Here is an 18,406-nt window from a genome sequence, read left to right on the forward strand (position 1 = left end):
CGTGGTCGCGGTTCGCTTCTCGCGCACTAGACCGAAGGCTGCACTCCGGACTCGGGCTTGCGCCCCGTCAGTTTGCGCGCCATCCATCGACCCATCCTGATGACGTCATCCAAGACGACATAAACCGCAGGGACAAGAAACAGAGTAATCGCGGTGGCGAAAATGATACCGAAGCCCAGAGAAACGGCCATCGGAATCAAGAAGCGGGCCTGCATATCTTTCTCCGCCAACATCGGCAGAAGGCCGGCGAAGGTTGTTAGAGAGGTGAGCAAAATGGCGCGAAATCTTCGCCCCCCGGCTTGAAGGGCAGCTTCGCGGGCAGAACCCAAGTCGTCGCGATGGCGATTGACGAAGTCCACCATCACCAGGGAATCATTCACAACCACTCCCGCTAGTGCGACGAAGCCGACCATAGACATGATGGATAGGTTCATTCCTAACAAGGCATGCCCCCAAATCCCCCCAATCAGACCGAAGGGAATCACGCTGAGAATGATAATGGGTTGGAAGTAGCTCTTCAGCGGAATCGCGATGAGGACATACATGATGATGAGGGCACCCAAGAAACCAATGCCAATTTCCCGCATGGAATTAGCCTGATCCTCCTGCTCTCCCTCGAAGCTCCACTGCACGCTGGGATACTTTTGCGACAACTGGCTGAGCGCTTCCTTGGTATACCGCCCGACGACCTCATTGGCATTGGTGTTGGAGTCGACATCTGCGGTCACTTTGACCGAACGCTTGCGATCCGTCCGATTGATCACAGCCGGTCCACTGCCAAACTGATACTCGGCCACTTCTCCCAAGTCCACCCGTTCGCCGGTCGGGCTCACCAGCTCTAACTTTTCAATAGTTTCGACCGAGCGGCGATCCTCCTCCGGCAAGCGAACCATGACTTTCACCTCGTCACGCCCCCGTTGCAATCGCTGAACCTCATTCCCGTAAAAAGCATCGCGAACCTGACGACCCACTTCACCTAAAGTGAACCCCAGCGTTTCACCCGCCCGAGTCAATTTCACAATCTGGATCTCATCCTTACCGGCCCGACTACTGTCGGCGATGTCGATCACTCCAACGTAATCCGCGAGACGCTCTTTGGCGAAAAGAGTCGCCTCATCCAACTCTCTCAAGTTTGTGCCGGTGAGACGAAGGTCAATAGCGTTTCCACCAGCAGCGGTTTCGGCCTTGAAGGAAAGCTCCACCACCCCGGGGATATCGCCGACAATCTCGCGCCAGGCGTTAACCAACTCTTCACTTCCCGCAGAACGTTCGACCGAGGGAACCAGCTCAACGGTCACCTCTCCAATATGCGTCGCCTTGGGTGGGCCGCCTGGCTGGAACCCGGTGATGAAGGGTTGGGTCCCGCTGCTGGCCAACACGTGGCGGACAACCGGGCCGCCATCGTAGCTTTGGAAGCGCTCCCCCAGCTTGTGGGCCGCGGCCTCCAACCGTTCCACGATTCGTTCTGTTTCACTAAAAGGCACTCCTTGGGCCAGCTCCAGCTTCGCGCTCAACACATCACCCTCAACCTCGGGGAAAAACTGAAACTTAATCCTCCCCGTGCCCACTGCTGCCAAACTCACGATAAACAGCGAAAAGAAGAGCGCGATCATGGGGTAACGCCATCGCAAACCGAAATTGAGAGCAGGTTGGTAGACCTTTTTGATGAAGAGCATCAACCCCGACGCGATTTGGTGTTGAATCCAGAAAAGTCCTTCCACGAGGAAGAAAATCCATCTAAGCGGATTCCAAGGGGCAAAGTTTCTCCAACGAGTTTGACTCCTTTCTTCCTCCGTTTTGGTCGGTCCCAGCAGCGCGAGGTGTGCGGGGAGAACCAGCTTCGATTGCACGAGGGAAAAAAGCAAAGTCGGGATCACCACCAGTGGAATGTTCGGCCAAATCTTGCCGCTGACCCCGGTCAAGCCCAGCATGGGAGTGAAGGCCACCACTGTGGTGAGAACGCCGAAAATCACAACCGTGCCCACCTCGTGAGTCCCCTTCCAAGCGGCAATGGCAGGGTGTTCTCCTCCCTGGATCCGCGAGTAGACGTTCTCCCCCGTCACAATGGCGTCGTCCACCACGATTCCTAACACGAGGATGAAGGCAAACAGCGAAATCATATTAATGGAGATCCCGGTCATAGGCATCAACCACATCCCTCCTGCAAATGAAACCGGAATTCCCAAAGCCACGAGAAGAGCAAGTGACGGACGGAGAAAGAGAGCGAGCACGACAAGCACCAGCAGCAATCCGAAGCTGGCGTTGCGAGCCAGCAAGTCGATCCGGCCTTTCAAGAGCTCGCTCTGGTCGTTCCAGATGCCGAGCGTCACTCCCTCAATGGACTGGGAGTTCTTCCAGTCGACATATTCTTCCACCAGCTTGGCCAGTCGAGTGGTGTCCTGTTCGCCAACGCGATAGACATTCACCACCATCGCTTCCTGCTGGTCATATTTGACACTCAGATCGACGTCTTCAAAGCCGTCAATCAAGCTCGCCACCTGTTCCAACCGGACCACTGAGCCGTCGGATAAAGTTTTGACAGGAGCATCTGCAAAGTCGACCGCGCGGTATTTCTTCCCGACAGTTCGGACGATGAGTTCCCCCCCGTCGGTGCGAATCGAGCCCGCCGGAAGGTCTACGGAATAACGACGCACCGCATCGGCGACATCGCCCAGGGTCAGTTCCAATTCGGTGAGCCGTTCTTCACTCAACTCAATGGAAATCTCGTAAGGCCTCGTGCCGGCGATGGAGACCTTGGTGATTCGCGGTTCCCCGGCCAGAGCATTGCCGATGAACTCCATCAGAGTCGGTTTTTTTCGGGTTTCAAATGCGAGGAGCTCGTCCTTCATCTCCTCGGCCATCCGGGTCAAGGTCGTCTCGTCGGCTCCGTTTGCCACCAAGGTAATGGCCATCACCGGGGAGGTGATCACAATTTCTTCCAAGACTGGTTTCTCAGCCTCTTCCGGGAAGTTGTCGATGGCGTCGACCCGCGTCTTCACGTCGTCCATGACATCGCGGACCTCATACCCGACCTCGACCTCGATGGTCACGCCCCCGCCGTTTTGCGAGGAACTCGACGTCATTTTCTTGATTCCCAGGACATCGGCCACCGCCTCCTCCACGGGAATCACCACCCCCCGTTCCACCTCCTCAGGAGTCGCGTTGGGATAGGGTATGGTGACGGTCAGAGCATCGAATGCAGTGTCGGGGAAAATCTCTTTCCTGACCTTGAACCAAGTGGTGAAACCCGCCAGAAGAACCGCGAGCATCAGGAAATTTCCCGCAACATGGTTGCGAGTGAACCATCGGACGGCGGCTTCCATTATTGTTCCTCTCTGGGTTTGGGTTCTCCCGGTTGTTTGGGCTCTTCCACTTCGACTTCCATCCCTTGAACAGCTCCGGCCAAGCGGGTTAAGATCACCCGCTCACCGGCCACGACTCCTTCTGAGACCAAGACCTCGGTTGCGTTGGATCGGACGACCTGAAGATCGCGATAATCAATCGTATTGCTGGGAGTCACCACCGCTACCCGGTTGCCTTCCCGAACCGCCTCTCGGGGAACGACCAGATTCTCTTCGAGACTGCGTCCCGTTAACTCCGCGCGCACAAACATTCCCGGGGGAGGGAGCCTCAGTTCCCCTTCTCCATCCGTTGCTTCGATTGCCACCACCACTCCCGCAGTGAGCGCACCGCGCTCAACTTCTCCGGTCGTCCTGACAATTTCCCCCGGCCACTGAATCGTTCGTGTTCCTAGAGTTCCCTGGAGAACCACTCGTCCAAAGACCCGCCCATTTTCATCCCGTCTGAGGAGCGCGTAGTCTTCAAGCTTGAGTGGGAGTTCGACCTCCAGACTCCGTTCCGAAAAGAGCGTGGCCAAGGTCGTCCCTGGCGCGAGAACTGCACCCACTTCCACAGACTCCTGTCTCACCACGGCATCGAAGGGAGCGCGGATGATTGTGCGTTCCAGATTACGGGATGCCCTCTCGACTTCCGCCTTGGCGCTTTCGACATCGGCGCGGGCGCTCGCCAGCCGGGCTTCAGCACTGGCAATCTGGGGGACGCGGGAAAGAAGCTCGCTTGGCTTCCCTTTTCCTAATTTTTGCCAGTCGCGGAGAGCTTGGTCTCGCCGGGCTTCTTCCTGTTGAAGTGCGAGCTCCGCGTCGGCAACGGCAGAGAGGGCCCGTTCCTTGGCGGCCTTGGTTTGTTCCAGAGCAGCCCGGTAGTCGGCCGACTCGATAGCGGTCAGAATCTCTCCCTCGCGAACTCTCCCTCCGGCTACCAGATTGGGACTCACCTCCACCAGCTTGCCGGTAACTTCTGCGGTCAAGGTAACCACCCGCTGGCTTTCAACGACCCCTTCCGCTGAGATTGAGGCTCCGCCTTTGGCTGGTTCGACGATCGCCACTTCAACCGTCCGAGCCATTTTAGCTTCGTCCGTTTTCTTTGCCGCGCTGGGCTTGCTGATGACTAAAAACCAGACCACGAGAAACAGGCCTCCCAGAATGGCGAGAACCGCCACGAAGCTCATCACCGCATGCAGGGCCTGTCGCCGTTCGGTTTCCAAATTTTCGAAGCTTTCTTCGGTCTCTTTTAAACTACTCATTTTCTCATCACTACTTGGAAATCACTTGCTTCGAACCTGAAAGTCACCTCCCAGCGCGAGGTGCAAATTCACTCGGTTTTCCAAACGTTGCCGACGTAGGGTCACCAATTGACTGGCGATTTGAATCCGTTGGCCACGCGCCTGCAACACCGTTAAAATGTTATCAACCCCTTCAGCGTAGTCCTGCGCTGAGGCGGAATCCGCTTCCTTTGCTTCATTCAATGCTCGACGAGCCGCTGCAATCCGCTGGTCGTAAAAGTAGTCGGCGATCAGCGCTTGCTCAACCTCCCCGAAGGCATCGAGAACTTTGCGCTGCAAATCCGCAAGCGCACCCCGCTCCCGGCTTCCGGCATTCTCAAACTCCGCTTTCAAACTTCCCCCGGAAAGAATGGGCGCGGTGAGATTGCCACCCAGAGACCAAACTCCAAAATCACTATCTAACAAGTCCCCCAACTTCGAAGATGATCGTCCCGCGCTACTGGTAAGCGAAAAGCTGGGGAAGCGGGCCAAATCGGCGACTTTTGTATCCTGAATCGCGGCTGCAAACCGGCGCTCGGCCTCGAGCACGTCGGGGCGTCGCTTGAGGAGTTCACTGGGTAGTCCGGTCGGAGGCTTGGGTGGGAGCTTTGGGAGAGTGACTCCGGCACCGACTTTTCCGGCCGGATATCGACCCGCCAAGAGCTCCAGCTGACGGCGGGCTCTTGCACTCTCCGCCTTCCAACGCTCGATTACCTCTTGGGTATTCGCCGTATCGGTGCGAGCGAGGCGGAGTTGAGCCGCTGTCCCTCCCTCGTCATCCAAGGACTGGGCGAAGCGGTCCTCAATTGCAGTCTCGGTGTCCCGGCGAATCTGCAGAGACTCTTCAGCTAAAGTGATTTGCTCATTAGCCTCGCCCAAGGCCAGCCAAGCTTTTACGACCTGTCCCGCCAAGCTGGCGCGCGCTGCTTGGTAAGCATTCTTCTCCGCACCCAATCGCGCGAGTTCTGCCGATTGGCTGGCCGCAACTTTTCCCCACACATCGGGTTCCCAGCTCACATCCAGCGACGCACCCAAGCTTGAGGAAAGGGATGAGAGCGGGCCGGACGCTCCGGGGATGGGGAGACCGACAAACACTTGCTTATTCCGGGTTCCGCTCAAGCCAGCGCTGGCTTGCGGCAAGGAGGGTGCATTCGCACTCTTGGCCAAAATGACGGCTCGCCTGACCTTTTCCTCAGCAGAGCGCATACTCGGATTTGCAGCGACGGCCTCACTCACCAGAGTCGCCAATCGACGGTCACCGAAACGGCTCACCCAGCGTTCATCGACTCCGGCCTTACCCGCCTGACTTGCAGCCCAATTCCCAGGCGTGATGTCGGCCACTTTTTTCACCTGGGAGTCGGGGACGGTTCCCACCCCGCAGCCAGCTACTAGAACGATAGTAGTCGAGACCAGGAAAGGGCCCAGAGAGTTTCGAATTTTCATCCTTTCAATCCTCCTACACAAAAGTTCACCACCTCTTCGAACAGAAAATCCCAATTCAAGGGGGCGTCCAGGCGCCCCTCGGAAATTTGCTCGAATGCCCCATCCCTCATCAAGGCATCAGCCACAACCGCAAAGCAAAATTTCATTCGGCAATAGGCCTGTTCCGTGGTCATGCCGGGCACCGCTTGTTGGAAAGCTTCCACCACCATTTGGGACATCTCACGAAACTGAGGCACCACCTCCGAGGGGAGACAATTGGCGCCCTCCCCTGTCATCCGGGCCATAAACTTCGCGAAGAGAGCTTGATGGCAATCTCGTTCCAAGATGCGCTCCATCATCGGTCTGAGAAAGGCCTCCGCCACCTCGCGCACCGAGGGCTTCTTTTTCCTGGAAAGCAAGGCCTCCAGGCGCCTCATGCGCTCCTGATTGATGGGGACCGCATGCCGGACCATTACCGCAGTGATGAGCTTGTCCTTACTCCCAAAGTGATAGTTGACCGCCGCGACATTGGCCTCTGCGGCAGTAGTAATTTCGCGGAGAGAGACCGCTTCAAAGCCCTTTCCGGCGAAGAGAGCTTCGGCTGCATCCAGGAGCCGTTCCCGCGTTTCCGTTCCGTCCCGCTCAGTCTGCACCGCCGCAAGCTACCCAATAGAAAGGCGCTGTCAAACACTTGTTTGAATCGAACGTTTGCCTACTGACCTAGATAGACTTTTGAGGCTTGAGAGATCTTTAAGAAAGAGAGACTTGCGGCCCTACACTCCACGCATGCGCATGACAGCGAGAAAAGCCCCGGCTACAACGATCAAGCCCGCGATCACTCCCAGCAGTTGGTCGGTCCGGGTGGCTCGGGGCCGATGAGGAGAGCTGGACTTGGGAAAGACAATCGCGGCGTAAATTCCTCCCGCCAACAAACCTCCTCCATGCGCCCAGTTGTCGATGAATTGGTAACCGACAAAGCCTACCACAAAGGTGAATATCAAGGCTGCGCAGAGTCGCCGGGTGGCTCGCTGGGGTACGAGACGGCCATGCAAATACTCGAACACCAATAGAAACCCGAGCAAGCCCATAATGCCGCCCGAGGCCCCAACTGATGGCTGGGTGGGCAAGCCGTATGCCGAGGCAATTCCTCCGGCCAACATTGACACCAGAAACACCAGGGCCAGGTGAGGCCAGCTCGCCATCACCTCGGTCCTGCGGCCCAGGTAGAGAAGGCCCAGGCCATTCATCACGATATGAATGAGCTGACCGTGCAACATGGGCGCGGTCAAAAGGCGCCACCATTCTCCGTGAAAATACCCGATGCCATCCCGGCTCTTGACCAAGCCTGCTTCGGCAAGTCCGGCCAAGTCCGGTTGACCTCCTCGAATCTCCAGCGGCAGCCACAGCGCGGAAAGAAGTCCTCCGCTTTGGGCCATTCCCTTGAGAACTTGAACAAAGTAAACCCCTACCACGACCCCCAAAAGGATCTTGGTGAATGGGATATGCTGTCGGCGTATCCAAATCTCGAAGCGAACTTCTTCCGCCTCCCCTGCGAGATTCTCCGCATTCAGGCGCAGCGCGCGTCGCGACCGTTTCCACGCTTCATAGGCCGGGATTCCGGCAAACATCAGCCAGAGAACAGCGTAAATTCCCAGCTCCTGTGAGTGCAAAACCCGTCCCGAAGCCAAGGCGCTCCAGAAAAGATAAACAATGGGAAGGGCGAAAAGAAAGGCTCTGAATCGCAGGCTGCTCCAATCGACTTCAGAAAGAGCGGCCTTTCTCTTGCGGAGCGCATTGAGCAAGCGGGCGTCCTCTTCGGGTGGGAAACAACGCTCCCGGTCAGGAGTCCAGATTAGCCCGGCAGGTTCGCGCCACTGGGCCACATGTTCCTCTAAATCAGCGAAATTCGTAAAGGCCTTGGCCTCGTCTTTGCCAACCAGAACCCCGTAGTTACCCCCTGGCGGTTTGGCGGGGAAGATCTCTTCCCTCTGCCAGACGGGCAGGTCCGTCAATTCATCCTGCCCATTCATGTGAAATTAGTTTTCGCTCGGCTCCTCAGTCGTTTCAGAAGGAGTCACTTCCTCGGCTGGAGCTGGTTCTTCAACCACTTCGGGCTCGGGGGCTTCTGTTTCAGCAGGGATTTCAGTCGACTCGGTTTCCTCGGCTGGAGTCGGTGCAGTTTCTTCCGCGGCGTCTGCCTCATTGGCTTCTTCCGCCATGCGGGTTGCAGCTTCGATCTGCTCCAAGAGAGCGTCTTCTTCCCCGTCTCCCGAGCTCAAGTCAACGCCATCGGCAATACCCGGAGCAGGAGCCGCTTTTTCCTCGGTGGGAACGGGGGTCAAATCACTCAGACCCTGCTCCTTATTGGAACGACCGACCAAGATTCCAAGAATCAAGCTCAGCAAGAAGAAGAGGATTCCGAGAACAACAGTGCTTTTTTGTAGGAAGCTCGTTGTTCCGGCACCCAGAAGTTGATCGGTCATACCTCCACCAAAGGCGGCCCCCAATCCTTCTTGTTTGGGACGTTGCATCATTACCACAAGGATCATGAGAAGACTCACCACCACCAGAACGATGATGAGAAGGGTAATGGAAATATTGAGACCTGTTGAAGCGGCTACCAGAGTCATGGGCGGCGGACTATGGGTAAGTGACCCCGTGTTGTCAAAAGAAGTTTAAGACAGGTTTTACTGTCCCGAGCGGGCGATGATTTCGTTGACCTCATTCATCACAATCCTTCGGGCTACAACTGGCCCTTCGGAAAGACCCCAGGCCATAATCGTAACACGTTCACCCTTCTTAATCCGATGGGCGGCGCCACCGTTGATGATGAACTCGATCCCGTCCGGACCCCGTTGAGCATAGGTTTCCAACCTGTTTCCGGAGGTCACCGAGGCGACGAGCACCTTCTCCCCCTCCATCAACCCGACTTCATCCATCAGGTTGCCGGGGATCTCAATGCTTCCCTCATACTCGACGTCCGCCCGGGTGATCATCGCGCGGTGGATTTTTGATTTTAAGAATTGGCGTAACATTCGGCGCACTCTTCTACTTAGGAGGCTTCGGCGTCAACGGCTAATATTCAGCTGTCGCAGTCAGCTCCCCTATCGTTGCGAAACACGCTTGATGGCCTCTTCCAAGACCAGCTTGAGCTCGTCATCACTTGATTCGGCTAGCGCTTCCTGCATGGCTGGCAGCTGAGCGGAAGTTCCAATTTTTCCAAGCATGATGGCAGCAGAGCGAGCCATCCCGACTTCTTCCGAGCGCAGGAACGGCTCGACCAAGGGAGCCGCCTGTGATCCGTAGGATTCTAGGTAACTTTGACGGGTGACAGGACTTTCGGCCCAGAGGTCGACCATCATGGAAGCGGCAGTTGGCGTTTTTCTCTCTGCGACAAAACGCAGAATCTCGTCAGGAACCGGCTGCCCCCGCAACCTCATTCTGGTCCCCATATCCGCGACAATCCGGTCGGCTCCATCGCCTTCTTCAGACCAGACCTCGATGGCTTTTGCCAAATCGCCCAATGTCTCGGGATCGTGTTTTTCGCTCAATAGGCCGACCAGCCTTACGGTGATATCTTTGCGCATCCGAATGGGCTCGGCGGTTGCCAATCGTTTGATGGCCAGCTTTACGCGCCCTCGGTCGAGGGCAATCAACTCGGCGTAATTGAGGGAGTAAAAGGCACCATCATCGGGATTACTGAGCTTGCTGGTCAACTCGTTGCTCACTTCGCCCAGAACGGTTGGGTTCACCTGCATCTGGATGAGACGCAACTCGGGGATGACTTGCTCAATCTCGCCAAAACGCTCAGCGACAAATTCCACTTGATCCAAGTCCAGGGGAATTCCGCTCAGAACGAAAATTCCGCCATCGCTCAAGGTCCGGAAATCCGGGCGAATCGGGAGTTCGAGCTCCTGCTGAAGATACTTCCGGATTTGCAGGTTGTGAAACTCTTCCATGGAGCGCACCCAAATTGCCGCCACCTGATTTTCATCGCCTCGACTCACCAGAGGCAAGACCGCCGATTCCCAGCGGGTCTTTCTCATCACCTGTTGGGGCGTCAGCTTCTCCTCGGTTATTCCTGGGAAGAAGGCTGGGGCTTCTTCTTTTTCGCTCTGATCGCCAATCACACTGCTTTCGAATTCATTGGCGGAACCAACCGCAGTGGCGGAACGATGAACCGGCAAATAGTAAGCCATTGCCAAAAGGCCTGCCATTCCCAGCAAACCAATAATGGCACCCAAGATAGGTTTACGAATATTACCCCAGGTCAAAAGGCCAAAACCCAGCAATCCAAAGAATCCCGCCAAGACATATCGTTGCGGTTTCTCTACATCTTGTAAGAAACCGCCCACGTTTTCTGCTCCCAGGTAGAACGCTAGAGCAGTCAGAATAAGAACGAGCAAACCGCCGACCAAGGAAAAGTTGCGTGCCGGTGGCGCTGGTCCGATCATGGGCTGCTTTGGGATTTTGCCGTACTCCATGGTTCGGAATTCAACCGGAGCGGAAGAAATTGGAGCACGTCCGAAACGGCTCAGGTCTGCCTTTTTCCGAATCTCATCGGGATAGAAGCGGTCCCGCTCATGCGCGATCACACCCTCTGTTACCTGAAAGCGCTTCTCACAAGAGCCACATTCAACAGTCCGGCCCTTTAGCTCTTCACTCACCTCGAAGGTTTGTCTGCAGCCAGGGCACTCAATTCGCAAATTCATCATCAAATATTAAAGGGAAAGTCGTTCGGTGACTTCGAGTGTCACTGTTTAACGTCCATGCATCAACTCATTCTCTAGATTTTAGAGTCTTCTTTTTCGCCCGAGGCATCACTGCTCTTGCCAGCTACCTTTCGACGCGATAACCACAGGGCATGATTCCCGAAATTGAGCGTCTGATAATCTTGCAAACGCGTGATCAGGCCATCGCTGATTTGGAAAGCGACCTCAAACGTATCCCTCACGAAAAGGAAATGGCGAGCACGCGCCTATCCAGTTCCCAGAAGGCCGTCGCTGAAGCCAAGACCGCTCTGCAGGAAAACGAGGTCGCGATTAAAAATGTGGAGCTCGATATTGAAACGCGGAAAACGACCATCGGCCGATTGAAGACCCAGCAGTTCGAAACTCGGAAGAACGACGAGTTTCGAGCCATCGGAACCGAGATCGAACGCTACCAGGGAGAGATCGACGAACACGAAACCACGGAATTGGAGCTGATGGAACGAAGTGACGAACTCCGCTCCAAGCTCGAGGCGGCGAAAGAGGTGTTGGCTAAAGCGGAGGCCAGCGTGGCCGAAGACTTGGCTGCTTATGACACACGGGAGAAAGAAGAACGCGCCCGCTTGGCGGAGGTTCAAACTCAACGTGAAAAGGCTGCAAGCGAGGTAGGCGACGAGGACCTGCTCGAACTCTACGACAGGTTGCGGAATGCTCGCGGAACCAAGGTGGTAGTAAGCCTTTCGGAGAGTGGGCAGTGCGGAGGCTGCCATGTGAAAGTCACGCCATCCACCCTCATCAAGGTCACCGCGGACAAGGAAGTGGTGCAGTGCGAAAACTGCGGCCGAATCCTCTTTGCGGGATAAAAGTGACGAAAAGGTGGCATTCGAGGACCGATTTCGAAAAAAACAGTTGAAACCCTTCCTCGAATCCCTTAGTTCCCTCGCCCCTTCCGGACCGAAACCCTCGGCGCACCGGCAGCAAGTTTTTTCAAGCCATGAGCACCATCATCGATAAAATTGACCAAGAGCAGCAGAAGGATAACATCCCCGAATTTGGTGTCGGTGATAGCGTCAAGATTCACTGCCTCGTAAAGGAAGGCGAAAAGGAGCGGACCCAGATCTTTGCTGGTCTCGTGATTGCTCGCAAAGGTGGCGGCGTCAATGCCTCCTACACCGTTCGCAAGATTTCCTATGGTGAAGGTGTTGAGCGTGTTTTCCCTGTTCACACTCCCCGTGTTGCAAAGATTGAAGTCGTTTCCCGCGGTAAAGTCCGTCGTGCGAAGCTTCACTACTTGCGTGACCGCGTTGGTAAGCGTGCCCTTCTCGTAAAGCCTGCTGACTCCAACGCGGCAGCGAAAGCCCGTGCCGCCAAGAAGGAGGCTTCCGCAGCCAAGCGCGCGACCAAAGAGGAAGCAGCCCCCGCAGCTGAGGCAGCTGCCGAGAGCGCGGAATAAGAATTCCTCATTAAACCACACTTTTTTCAGAGCGGCTCCAGTTGGAGCCGTTTTTTTGTCGTTCCGTCGCCATGTCAGGAATCGGTTATTCCGCGTGCGGCTTCGATTGCCAGACCTCGACTTTTCGGTAGGCTGTTCGCATGCAAATCAATTTTCTGGATTCATCAACCCTGCATCGTGGCGACTTGGATTTCTCTCCTTTTGAAAAGTATGGCTCCCTCACTTTCCACGATACGACCTCACCTTATCAAATCCTAGACCACGCCGCCGGTGCTGAGGTCGTGGTCACCAATAAGGTCCCCTTTTCAGCCGACACCCTGGCCCAATTGCCGGACCTCAAGCTGATTCTGATTGCTGCCACCGGATTCAACCACATCGACCTGGAGGCGGCCAAAGAACGGGGTATCCCCGTGTGCAATGTGGCGGGATACTCGACTTCGGCGGTTGCCCAGCATGTCTTTGCGCTCCTTCTCAATCTCGTCACGAGCGCCAATCGCTATGGAGCCGAGATCCAAACCTGGCATCAGTCCCCGATTTTCACCCACCTCGACCATCCCGTAACCGAACTGGCTGACAAAACCCTCGGAATCGTCGGCTTGGGCGAGACCGGAAGCGCAGTCGCACGGATTGCGGAAGCCTTCGGACTGTCCGTGCAGGCCCTCGCACGCGAGGGTGCAACCAGCACCAGTCGCAACCGGGTGGGCAAGGAAGAATTCTTCGCTACCTCCGACATCATTTCCCTTCACTGCCCTCTCAATCCCGAAACGGAGAAGCTTATCAACGCGGAGCCCCTTGGCCTCATGAAGCCAACCGCTCTGCTTATAAATACCGGCCGTGGCGCTCTCATCGACGAACCCGCATTGGCGAAGGCTCTTCATGAGGACCAGATCGCGGGGGCCGGATTGGATGTGCTTTCGGTTGAACCTCCCTCGTTGGAGAATCCCCTGCTCTCTCCCGAACTCAGGGCCAAGAACCTGTTAATCACTCCCCATACCGCATGGACCGCCATTGAGGCGCGCCAACGCCTCTTGGATGGACTTCTGGGTAACCTGGAAGCTTGGCTGAATGGTGAGCCTGACAATCAGGTCAACTAAGGAGGAGCCGCGCGTTCCGGGGGCGGCGGCTCTTTCCCGACGGAGCTGTCGAAACGGAAGGGGGGCGTTCTGAATGTGATATCCCGACTGTTTTCGACTTTAGGAATTGTGAAGTCTGCTCTTCTTCTTATTCTGGGGAATGAGTTGAGAACCAACTCCTAAAAATCCATCCCCTGACCGCTCATATGACTCCGTCCCTCTTCATCACCCCATCTTTTGGACTACTAGGTCTCCTGCTGGCTTTCTTGTTCTATCGTTCGATCGCCAGGCGTTCGGGTGGAGAAGGAAAGACTGCCGAGATAGCCGAGAAGATTCATCGAGGCTCTATGGTCTTCATGAAGAGGGAATTTCTCCTCATTTCGGCCTTCGCCCTCGTGATTGGAGTCTGTCTTTTCTTTTTTCAAAAGAGCACCTACGGCCCACAACAGAGCCTGGCCTTCTTTTTGGGGGCCATTGCCTCGTCCTTTGCTGGCTTTGTGGGAATGCATACTGCCACCAAGGCCAATGTGCGCACTGCGATTGCCGCCAGCGAGGAAGGAGCGGGACCAGCTCTCACGATCGCCTTCTTTGGTGGTTCCGTCATGGGGCTTACGGTTGCCTCCATGGGCCTGCTCGGATTGGGCGGATTGTTCTTGGTCTTTAACGACCACAAAGAACTGGCTGAGATTTTAGAAGGTTTTGCCATGGGCGCATCTCTGGTGGCTCTCTTTTATCGCGTAGGTGGCGGGATTTTCACGAAGGCCGCGGACGTGGGAGCAGATTTGGTTGGAAAGGTGGAAGCCGGTATTCCCGAGGACGACCCTCGCAACCCGGGAGTCATTGCTGACAACGTGGGAGACAATGTGGGCGATGTGGCGGGAATGGGCTCGGACATTTTTGAGAGCTATTGTGGAGCGCAGATCGCGACCATTGCCATCGCGGCGGCTGCTGCGTCCATCGGGGCCAACTCTTTGGCAGAATTGAGTTTCACTGGAGAAAACGCCAAGAATCTGGCGATGCAGTTGCCCCTGCTCCTGACGACCCTGGGACTGGTTTGCTCAGTTCTGGGAATCCTGGTGGTGCGGCTCATGTGTGAGCGCGATCCGGCTCAGGCTCTCCGCTTCGGCACCATTGGGTCGGCCCTATTATTCATAGTCGCCTCTTTCGGACTCATCGGCATGTTGGGCTTGAAAGCATCTTTGGCATCCTGCGTCTTGTGCGGTGCCTTGGGAGGAATTGTCATCGGCCTCATCACCGAACACTATACGGCGGGAAAACCAATTCGTGAATTGGCCCGACAGGGTGAAACGGGAGTCGCCACCATCATGATTGCGGGACTCTCCCTCGGTCTCAAATCGGTGGCTGTTCCCATGCTCTCTCTTGCGGCCGTCATCTATGGCTCCTTCGAACTGGCCGGACTCTATGGAGTCGGACTGGCGGCGGTGGGAATGTTGGGAACGGTGGGAATCACTATGGCCATCGATGCCTACGGTCCCGTGGCCGATAATGCGGGTGGAATCGCCGAAATGGCGGGCTTGGGTGAGGAAACCCGAAAAATCACCGACGGCTTGGATGCGGTCGGCAATACTACCGCGGCTATTGGCAAAGGCTTCGCCATCGGAGCCGCCGGTCTCGCGGCCCTAGCCCTGATTACCGCCTTTATTGAAAAGACCCAGATTAGCTTAACCTTGGGAGAGCCCGAGGTATTGCGCACCTTTTTTGTCGGTCTTTTCATTGGTGGAGTGATTCCCTTTCTCAATGGGGCAATCACGATGGATGCGGTGGGCAAGGCGGCCTTCGATATGATTTCGGAAATCCGGCGTCAGTTCCGGGATATTCCGGGTATTCTGGAAGGAACAGGCGAGCCCGACTCCGACCGATGCGTGGACATCGCGACCAAAGCGGCAACCAAGCGCATGATTCTCCCCGCGCTTCTCGCGGTCGGCACTCCTGTTGTGGTCGGCTTTGGCTTTGGTGCCAATGGACCCAGTGCGCTGGCGGGCACCCTTTGCGGGGCATTGCTCGGCTGCCTTTTGCTGGCGCTGATGATGTCCAACGCGGGTGGGGCTTGGGACAATGCGAAGAAGCATGTCGAGAAAGGCCACTTTGGTGGAAAGAACTCCCAAACCCACAAAAGCTGCGTGGTCGGTGATACGGTTGGTGACCCTTTCAAAGACACCTCCGGGCCCTCCATGAACATCCTGATCAATGTGATGGCAATCGTCAGCATTGTGATAGCGCCACACTTGGGGTAATCCTGAAGCTCCCCATGTCCGAGACCCCCCGAAAGCTCCCCTATGAGCAACGAGCTCGTTCCCTTCCCCACAAGCTCCACTATCACGCCTCCCTGTGTTGGGCTGTCCTTTTCTACATGCTACTGAGCTTTATCGCCGCTGCTGGTGTCGGATTTGCTTTGGATGGTAATGAGAAGAATGCCTATTTGCTCATTGCTCTGACCTTTCTCGCCATTCCGGTATGGCTACTGGGTTATCTGTCCCGGCGAAAGGCAACCTGCCCTCTCTGCAAAGGCACCCCCCTACTCGACAGCCAAGCTTCCAAACACGTGAAGGCGTTCAGGCTTTTCCCTCTGAATTATGGGAACACAAATATCATCCGCGCAATCACGACTCGCCGAATTCGCTGTCACTTTTGTGGCACTCCCTTCGACATGCTCAAGAACAACCTGCAACCCAGTCAGGAAGAGCAAGGCAGCAGGAACGGTCACCACTCCTAATATCGGGAAACCTTAGAACGTAGCCTCGTCCTCACCGAGGATCTGCACTTCCGTATCGAGTTCGATTCCACGCTCTTCCTTGGCTTTGGCCTGGATTTGATTGATGAGCTCGAGGACCTCGGTCGCGGATCCTTTTCCTCCATTGACGATGAAGTTGCCGTGCTCGTGGGAGACAATCGCCTTTCCAACGGTTGAACCCTTCAAGCCCAATTCGTCTACCAGTTGACCCGCTCCGATGCCGGCACTCTGTGGATTCTTGAAAATACAACCCGCGCTGGCTCCCCGTGGTTGGGAACTCTTTCGCTTGTCGCGTGAGAGGTCGAGCTGCTCTTGAATCTTATCGGCCTCGGCTTTTGGCTCTCCTTTGAAAATAACCCGCAAAGCATAGTTGCGTCGCAGTTCGGGAACGTTGCGATAGTGGGCCTCGATCTCGTTCCGCTTGCGGACCCGTCGCTGACCATCTTCATCAAGAAATTCCAATTCCACGACTTGATCGAATGTCTCTGTGCCCATGGCACCCGCATTCATGCGGAGACCTCCTCCCACGTTTCCGGGAATGCCTTCCATCCACTCGAAGCCACCGATGCCTTGCTTTTGGGCAAAGCTAGCAAGCTTCTTGAACCGGACACCGGCACCGGCCTCGATCAGGCCCTCTCCGACCACACTGAGTGCGCCAAATTCTCCTTTATTCGACGGATGAATGACCGCGCCACGGATGCCGCCGTCCCGCACCAACAAATTGGAGCCCCGCCCAACGACCCGGACGGGAAAGCCTTCTTCCTTAAAGTAATCGATCACGTTGACGAAGCCGTCGAAAGTCTCGGGCTCGACCCAAAATTGCGCCGGACCACCGACCAACATGGTAGTGTGTCGTTTCATTGGCTCGTAGAGCTTCACCTTCAGACCTTCCTCCCCGGCATCGCGCTTCAGTTCCTCCACATAGGCGATGTCGCGGATGATTTTGCGCCCCACCTCGTGGACGTTGCCTGCGCCGAGGGTCAGTAGAAGATCCCGCTCTTTCAACGCATTCCCCACCACGTGATGGGCGGTATCAAAGTTGGGAAGATAATAGCCCTCGGTCGGGCCCTGCCGATCCATGGCTTCCACGATGGTCGCACCAGTGACCCCTTCGATCGGATCCTCGCTCGCCGCGTAAACCGGTAGGACATAGACCAAGTCGGCCAGTTGCAGAGCTTTGCCAAACTCCTCGGCCAATCGCTGGGTGCGAGAAAAACGGTGGGGTTGGAAGACCACAACCAATCGTTCGCGGCCGAGACTCAGAGCGGTCTTCAGAGTCGCTTCAATTTCGGTAGGATGGTGGCCATAGTCATCAATGACCCGAAGCTGCGGGCTCCGCCATTTGGTCTCAAACCGACGTTTCGCGCCGGCAAAAGTCGATAGGGCACGCGCTACCAAGTCGAAATCTGCCTCGACTTCGCAGGCTAGAACGATAGCCGCCAGAGCATTGAGAACGTTGTGTCGCCCGGGAATCCCCAGCTCGACCCTACCCAGTTCTTCTCCCCTCCGAACGACCGTAAAGGCAGTCGTGCCCCGTCCTTCCAAAATGTTGGAAGCAACAAAATCGTTTCCTTCCTCCAGTCCGTAGGAAATCGCTTGTTCGCGTCCCCCGCAAACCCGTCTCGCCCCCTCATCATCGCCGCAATAGATGACCGAGTCCGAAGTCTGACCCAACAAGGTGGAGAAGACGGCATCGATCTCGTCAATTCCACTATAAAAATCCAAGTGCTCGGCCTCCACATTGAGGACGATGCTATACTTCGGCCGGTAGAGACGCAGGGTGCCATCACTCTCGTCACCTTCGGCGACCATCAACTCACCACTTTCCTCCCAATGGGCATTGGTGCCGAGCACAGGAATCTCTGCCCCAACGTAGTGGCTGGGCTTCTCGCCTGCCTTGCGCAAAACATGGGCGCACATCGCGGAAGTAGTGGTTTTCCCATGGGTGCCTGACACGACGACCCCTTCTTTGCCCCCCAAAATGGCGGCCAAACATTCCGCACGCAGAAGACAAGGGATGCCTGCAGATTCCGCGGCAGCACGCGCCGGATTACAGGGACGAATCGCCGAAGAATAAACCACCGCATCCACGCCCTCCACCGCTTCGGCGGTATGGGGACTCGAAAACTGAAGCCCCAGCGACTTCAAACGCTCGACTTCGCCGCTGGTCACGCGATCTGACCCACTCACCTTGTGACCCATCTGCAAAAGCAATCCTGCCAGCCCACTCATTCCCGAGCCTGCTACCCCAATCAAGTGCACCCGCGCCGGGTTGTCCCGGTCCAAAAATCGCTCAGTCCAATCAGCCATCTGTGCGCTCAGTGTCCGAAACTCATACGCCCCCCTCAAGCAACATTTCTTACGAGTTGTGGCACG

The 18,406-nt window shown here is 56.1% G+C and carries 14 protein-coding genes; 5 read left to right on the forward strand and 9 right to left on the reverse strand.

Going from position 1 to position 18,406, the window contains the following annotated elements; genetic code table 11:
* Window positions 1–26 precede the first annotated feature (26 nt).
* The 8 genes from IE099_RS06270 to IE099_RS06305 all read right to left on the reverse strand — a co-directional run bounded on the left by IE099_RS06270 (window position 27) and on the right by IE099_RS06305 (window position 10,710).
* A complete protein-coding gene (locus tag IE099_RS06270; RefSeq protein ID WP_189568416.1) occupies window positions 27–3,323 on the reverse strand; it encodes an efflux RND transporter permease subunit in 3,297 nt (1,098 codons plus the stop codon).
* Window positions 3,323–4,603 (reverse strand): efflux RND transporter periplasmic adaptor subunit, encoded by a 1,281-nt coding sequence (locus IE099_RS06275; RefSeq protein WP_189568418.1) that lies wholly within the window; start codon window positions 4,601–4,603, stop codon window positions 3,323–3,325. Before IE099_RS06275 ends, IE099_RS06270 begins: the two co-directional genes overlap by 1 nt.
* Before the next feature lie 21 nt (window positions 4,604–4,624).
* Entirely contained in the window at window positions 4,625–6,064 is a 1,440-nt protein-coding gene (locus tag IE099_RS06280) for an efflux transporter outer membrane subunit (protein WP_189568420.1), read from the reverse strand.
* Complete coding sequence (locus tag IE099_RS06285; RefSeq protein ID WP_189568422.1) at window positions 6,061–6,696, reverse strand: TetR/AcrR family transcriptional regulator; 636 nt, start codon at window positions 6,694–6,696, stop codon at window positions 6,061–6,063. Before IE099_RS06285 ends, IE099_RS06280 begins: the two co-directional genes overlap by 4 nt.
* Window positions 6,697–6,816: 120 nt before the next feature.
* Complete coding sequence (locus IE099_RS06290; protein ID WP_189568424.1) at window positions 6,817–8,073, reverse strand: rhomboid family intramembrane serine protease; 1,257 nt, start codon at window positions 8,071–8,073, stop codon at window positions 6,817–6,819.
* Window positions 8,074–8,079: 6 nt separating this feature from the next.
* Window positions 8,080–8,673 (reverse strand): preprotein translocase subunit SecG, encoded by a 594-nt coding sequence (gene secG / locus IE099_RS06295; RefSeq protein ID WP_189568426.1) that lies wholly within the window; start codon window positions 8,671–8,673, stop codon window positions 8,080–8,082.
* A 57-nt stretch (window positions 8,674–8,730) separates the two neighbouring features.
* Window positions 8,731–9,078, reverse strand: coding sequence for an aspartate 1-decarboxylase (locus IE099_RS06300; RefSeq protein WP_189568429.1), 348 nt, complete (start codon window positions 9,076–9,078; stop codon window positions 8,731–8,733).
* 69 nt (window positions 9,079–9,147) lie between these two features.
* Complete coding sequence (locus IE099_RS06305) at window positions 9,148–10,710, reverse strand: HEAT repeat domain-containing protein (RefSeq protein ID WP_189568431.1); 1,563 nt, start codon at window positions 10,708–10,710, stop codon at window positions 9,148–9,150.
* Between the two features lie 197 nt (window positions 10,711–10,907).
* Here IE099_RS06305 and IE099_RS06310 point away from each other — a divergent pair, with 197 nt between their 5' ends.
* The 5 genes from IE099_RS06310 to IE099_RS06330 all read left to right on the forward strand — a co-directional run bounded on the left by IE099_RS06310 (window position 10,908) and on the right by IE099_RS06330 (window position 16,012).
* Window positions 10,908–11,615, forward strand: coding sequence for a zinc ribbon domain-containing protein (locus tag IE099_RS06310; RefSeq protein WP_189568434.1), 708 nt, complete (start codon window positions 10,908–10,910; stop codon window positions 11,613–11,615).
* A 131-nt stretch (window positions 11,616–11,746) separates the two neighbouring features.
* Window positions 11,747–12,205 (forward strand): 50S ribosomal protein L19, encoded by a 459-nt coding sequence (gene rplS, locus IE099_RS06315; RefSeq protein WP_189568437.1) that lies wholly within the window; start codon window positions 11,747–11,749, stop codon window positions 12,203–12,205.
* A 140-nt stretch (window positions 12,206–12,345) separates the two neighbouring features.
* On the forward strand, window positions 12,346–13,299 hold the full coding sequence (locus IE099_RS06320; RefSeq protein WP_189568440.1) for a D-2-hydroxyacid dehydrogenase: 954 nt from the start codon (window positions 12,346–12,348) through the stop codon (window positions 13,297–13,299).
* A gap of 185 nt (window positions 13,300–13,484) precedes the next feature.
* Entirely contained in the window at window positions 13,485–15,533 is a 2,049-nt protein-coding gene (locus IE099_RS06325) for a sodium-translocating pyrophosphatase (RefSeq protein WP_189568443.1), read from the forward strand.
* Window positions 15,534–15,547: 14 nt separating this feature from the next.
* Window positions 15,548–16,012 (forward strand): hypothetical protein, encoded by a 465-nt coding sequence (locus IE099_RS06330; protein WP_189568446.1) that lies wholly within the window; start codon window positions 15,548–15,550, stop codon window positions 16,010–16,012.
* 12 nt (window positions 16,013–16,024) lie between these two features.
* On the opposite strand, the gene murC is transcribed toward IE099_RS06330, so the two are convergent.
* Window positions 16,025–18,340, reverse strand: a complete 2,316-nt coding sequence (gene murC / locus IE099_RS06335) for a UDP-N-acetylmuramate--L-alanine ligase (RefSeq protein ID WP_189568448.1) — start codon at window positions 18,338–18,340, stop codon at window positions 16,025–16,027.
* Window positions 18,341–18,406: the final 66 nt, after the last annotated feature.

This window comes from Roseibacillus persicicus (assembly GCF_014651675.1).
GTDB classification, from domain to species: Bacteria; Verrucomicrobiota; Verrucomicrobiia; order Verrucomicrobiales; family Akkermansiaceae; genus Roseibacillus; species Roseibacillus persicicus.

What these genes read in the sequence shown, in the direction of transcription:
- IE099_RS06270 (WP_189568416.1), bottom strand. Translation starts at nt 3,323, where the DNA reads ATGGAAGCCGCCGTCCGATGGTTCACTCGCAACCATGTTGCGGGAAAT.
- IE099_RS06275 (WP_189568418.1), bottom strand. Translation starts at nt 4,603, where the DNA reads ATGAGTAGTTTAAAAGAGACCGAAGAAAGCTTCGAAAATTTGGAAACC.
- IE099_RS06280 (WP_189568420.1), bottom strand. Translation starts at nt 6,064, where the DNA reads ATGAAAATTCGAAACTCTCTGGGCCCTTTCCTGGTCTCGACTACTATC.
- IE099_RS06290 (WP_189568424.1), bottom strand. Translation starts at nt 8,073, where the DNA reads ATGAATGGGCAGGATGAATTGACGGACCTGCCCGTCTGGCAGAGGGAA.
- secG (WP_189568426.1), bottom strand. Translation starts at nt 8,673, where the DNA reads ATGACTCTGGTAGCCGCTTCAACAGGTCTCAATATTTCCATTACCCTT.
- IE099_RS06300 (WP_189568429.1), bottom strand. Translation starts at nt 9,078, where the DNA reads ATGTTACGCCAATTCTTAAAATCAAAAATCCACCGCGCGATGATCACC.
- IE099_RS06310 (WP_189568434.1), top strand. Translation starts at nt 10,908, where the DNA reads ATGATTCCCGAAATTGAGCGTCTGATAATCTTGCAAACGCGTGATCAG.
- rplS (WP_189568437.1), top strand. Translation starts at nt 11,747, where the DNA reads ATGAGCACCATCATCGATAAAATTGACCAAGAGCAGCAGAAGGATAAC.
- IE099_RS06320 (WP_189568440.1), top strand. Translation starts at nt 12,346, where the DNA reads ATGCAAATCAATTTTCTGGATTCATCAACCCTGCATCGTGGCGACTTG.
- IE099_RS06325 (WP_189568443.1), top strand. Translation starts at nt 13,485, where the DNA reads ATGACTCCGTCCCTCTTCATCACCCCATCTTTTGGACTACTAGGTCTC.
- IE099_RS06330 (WP_189568446.1), top strand. Translation starts at nt 15,548, where the DNA reads ATGTCCGAGACCCCCCGAAAGCTCCCCTATGAGCAACGAGCTCGTTCC.
- murC (WP_189568448.1), bottom strand. Translation starts at nt 18,340, where the DNA reads ATGGCTGATTGGACTGAGCGATTTTTGGACCGGGACAACCCGGCGCGG.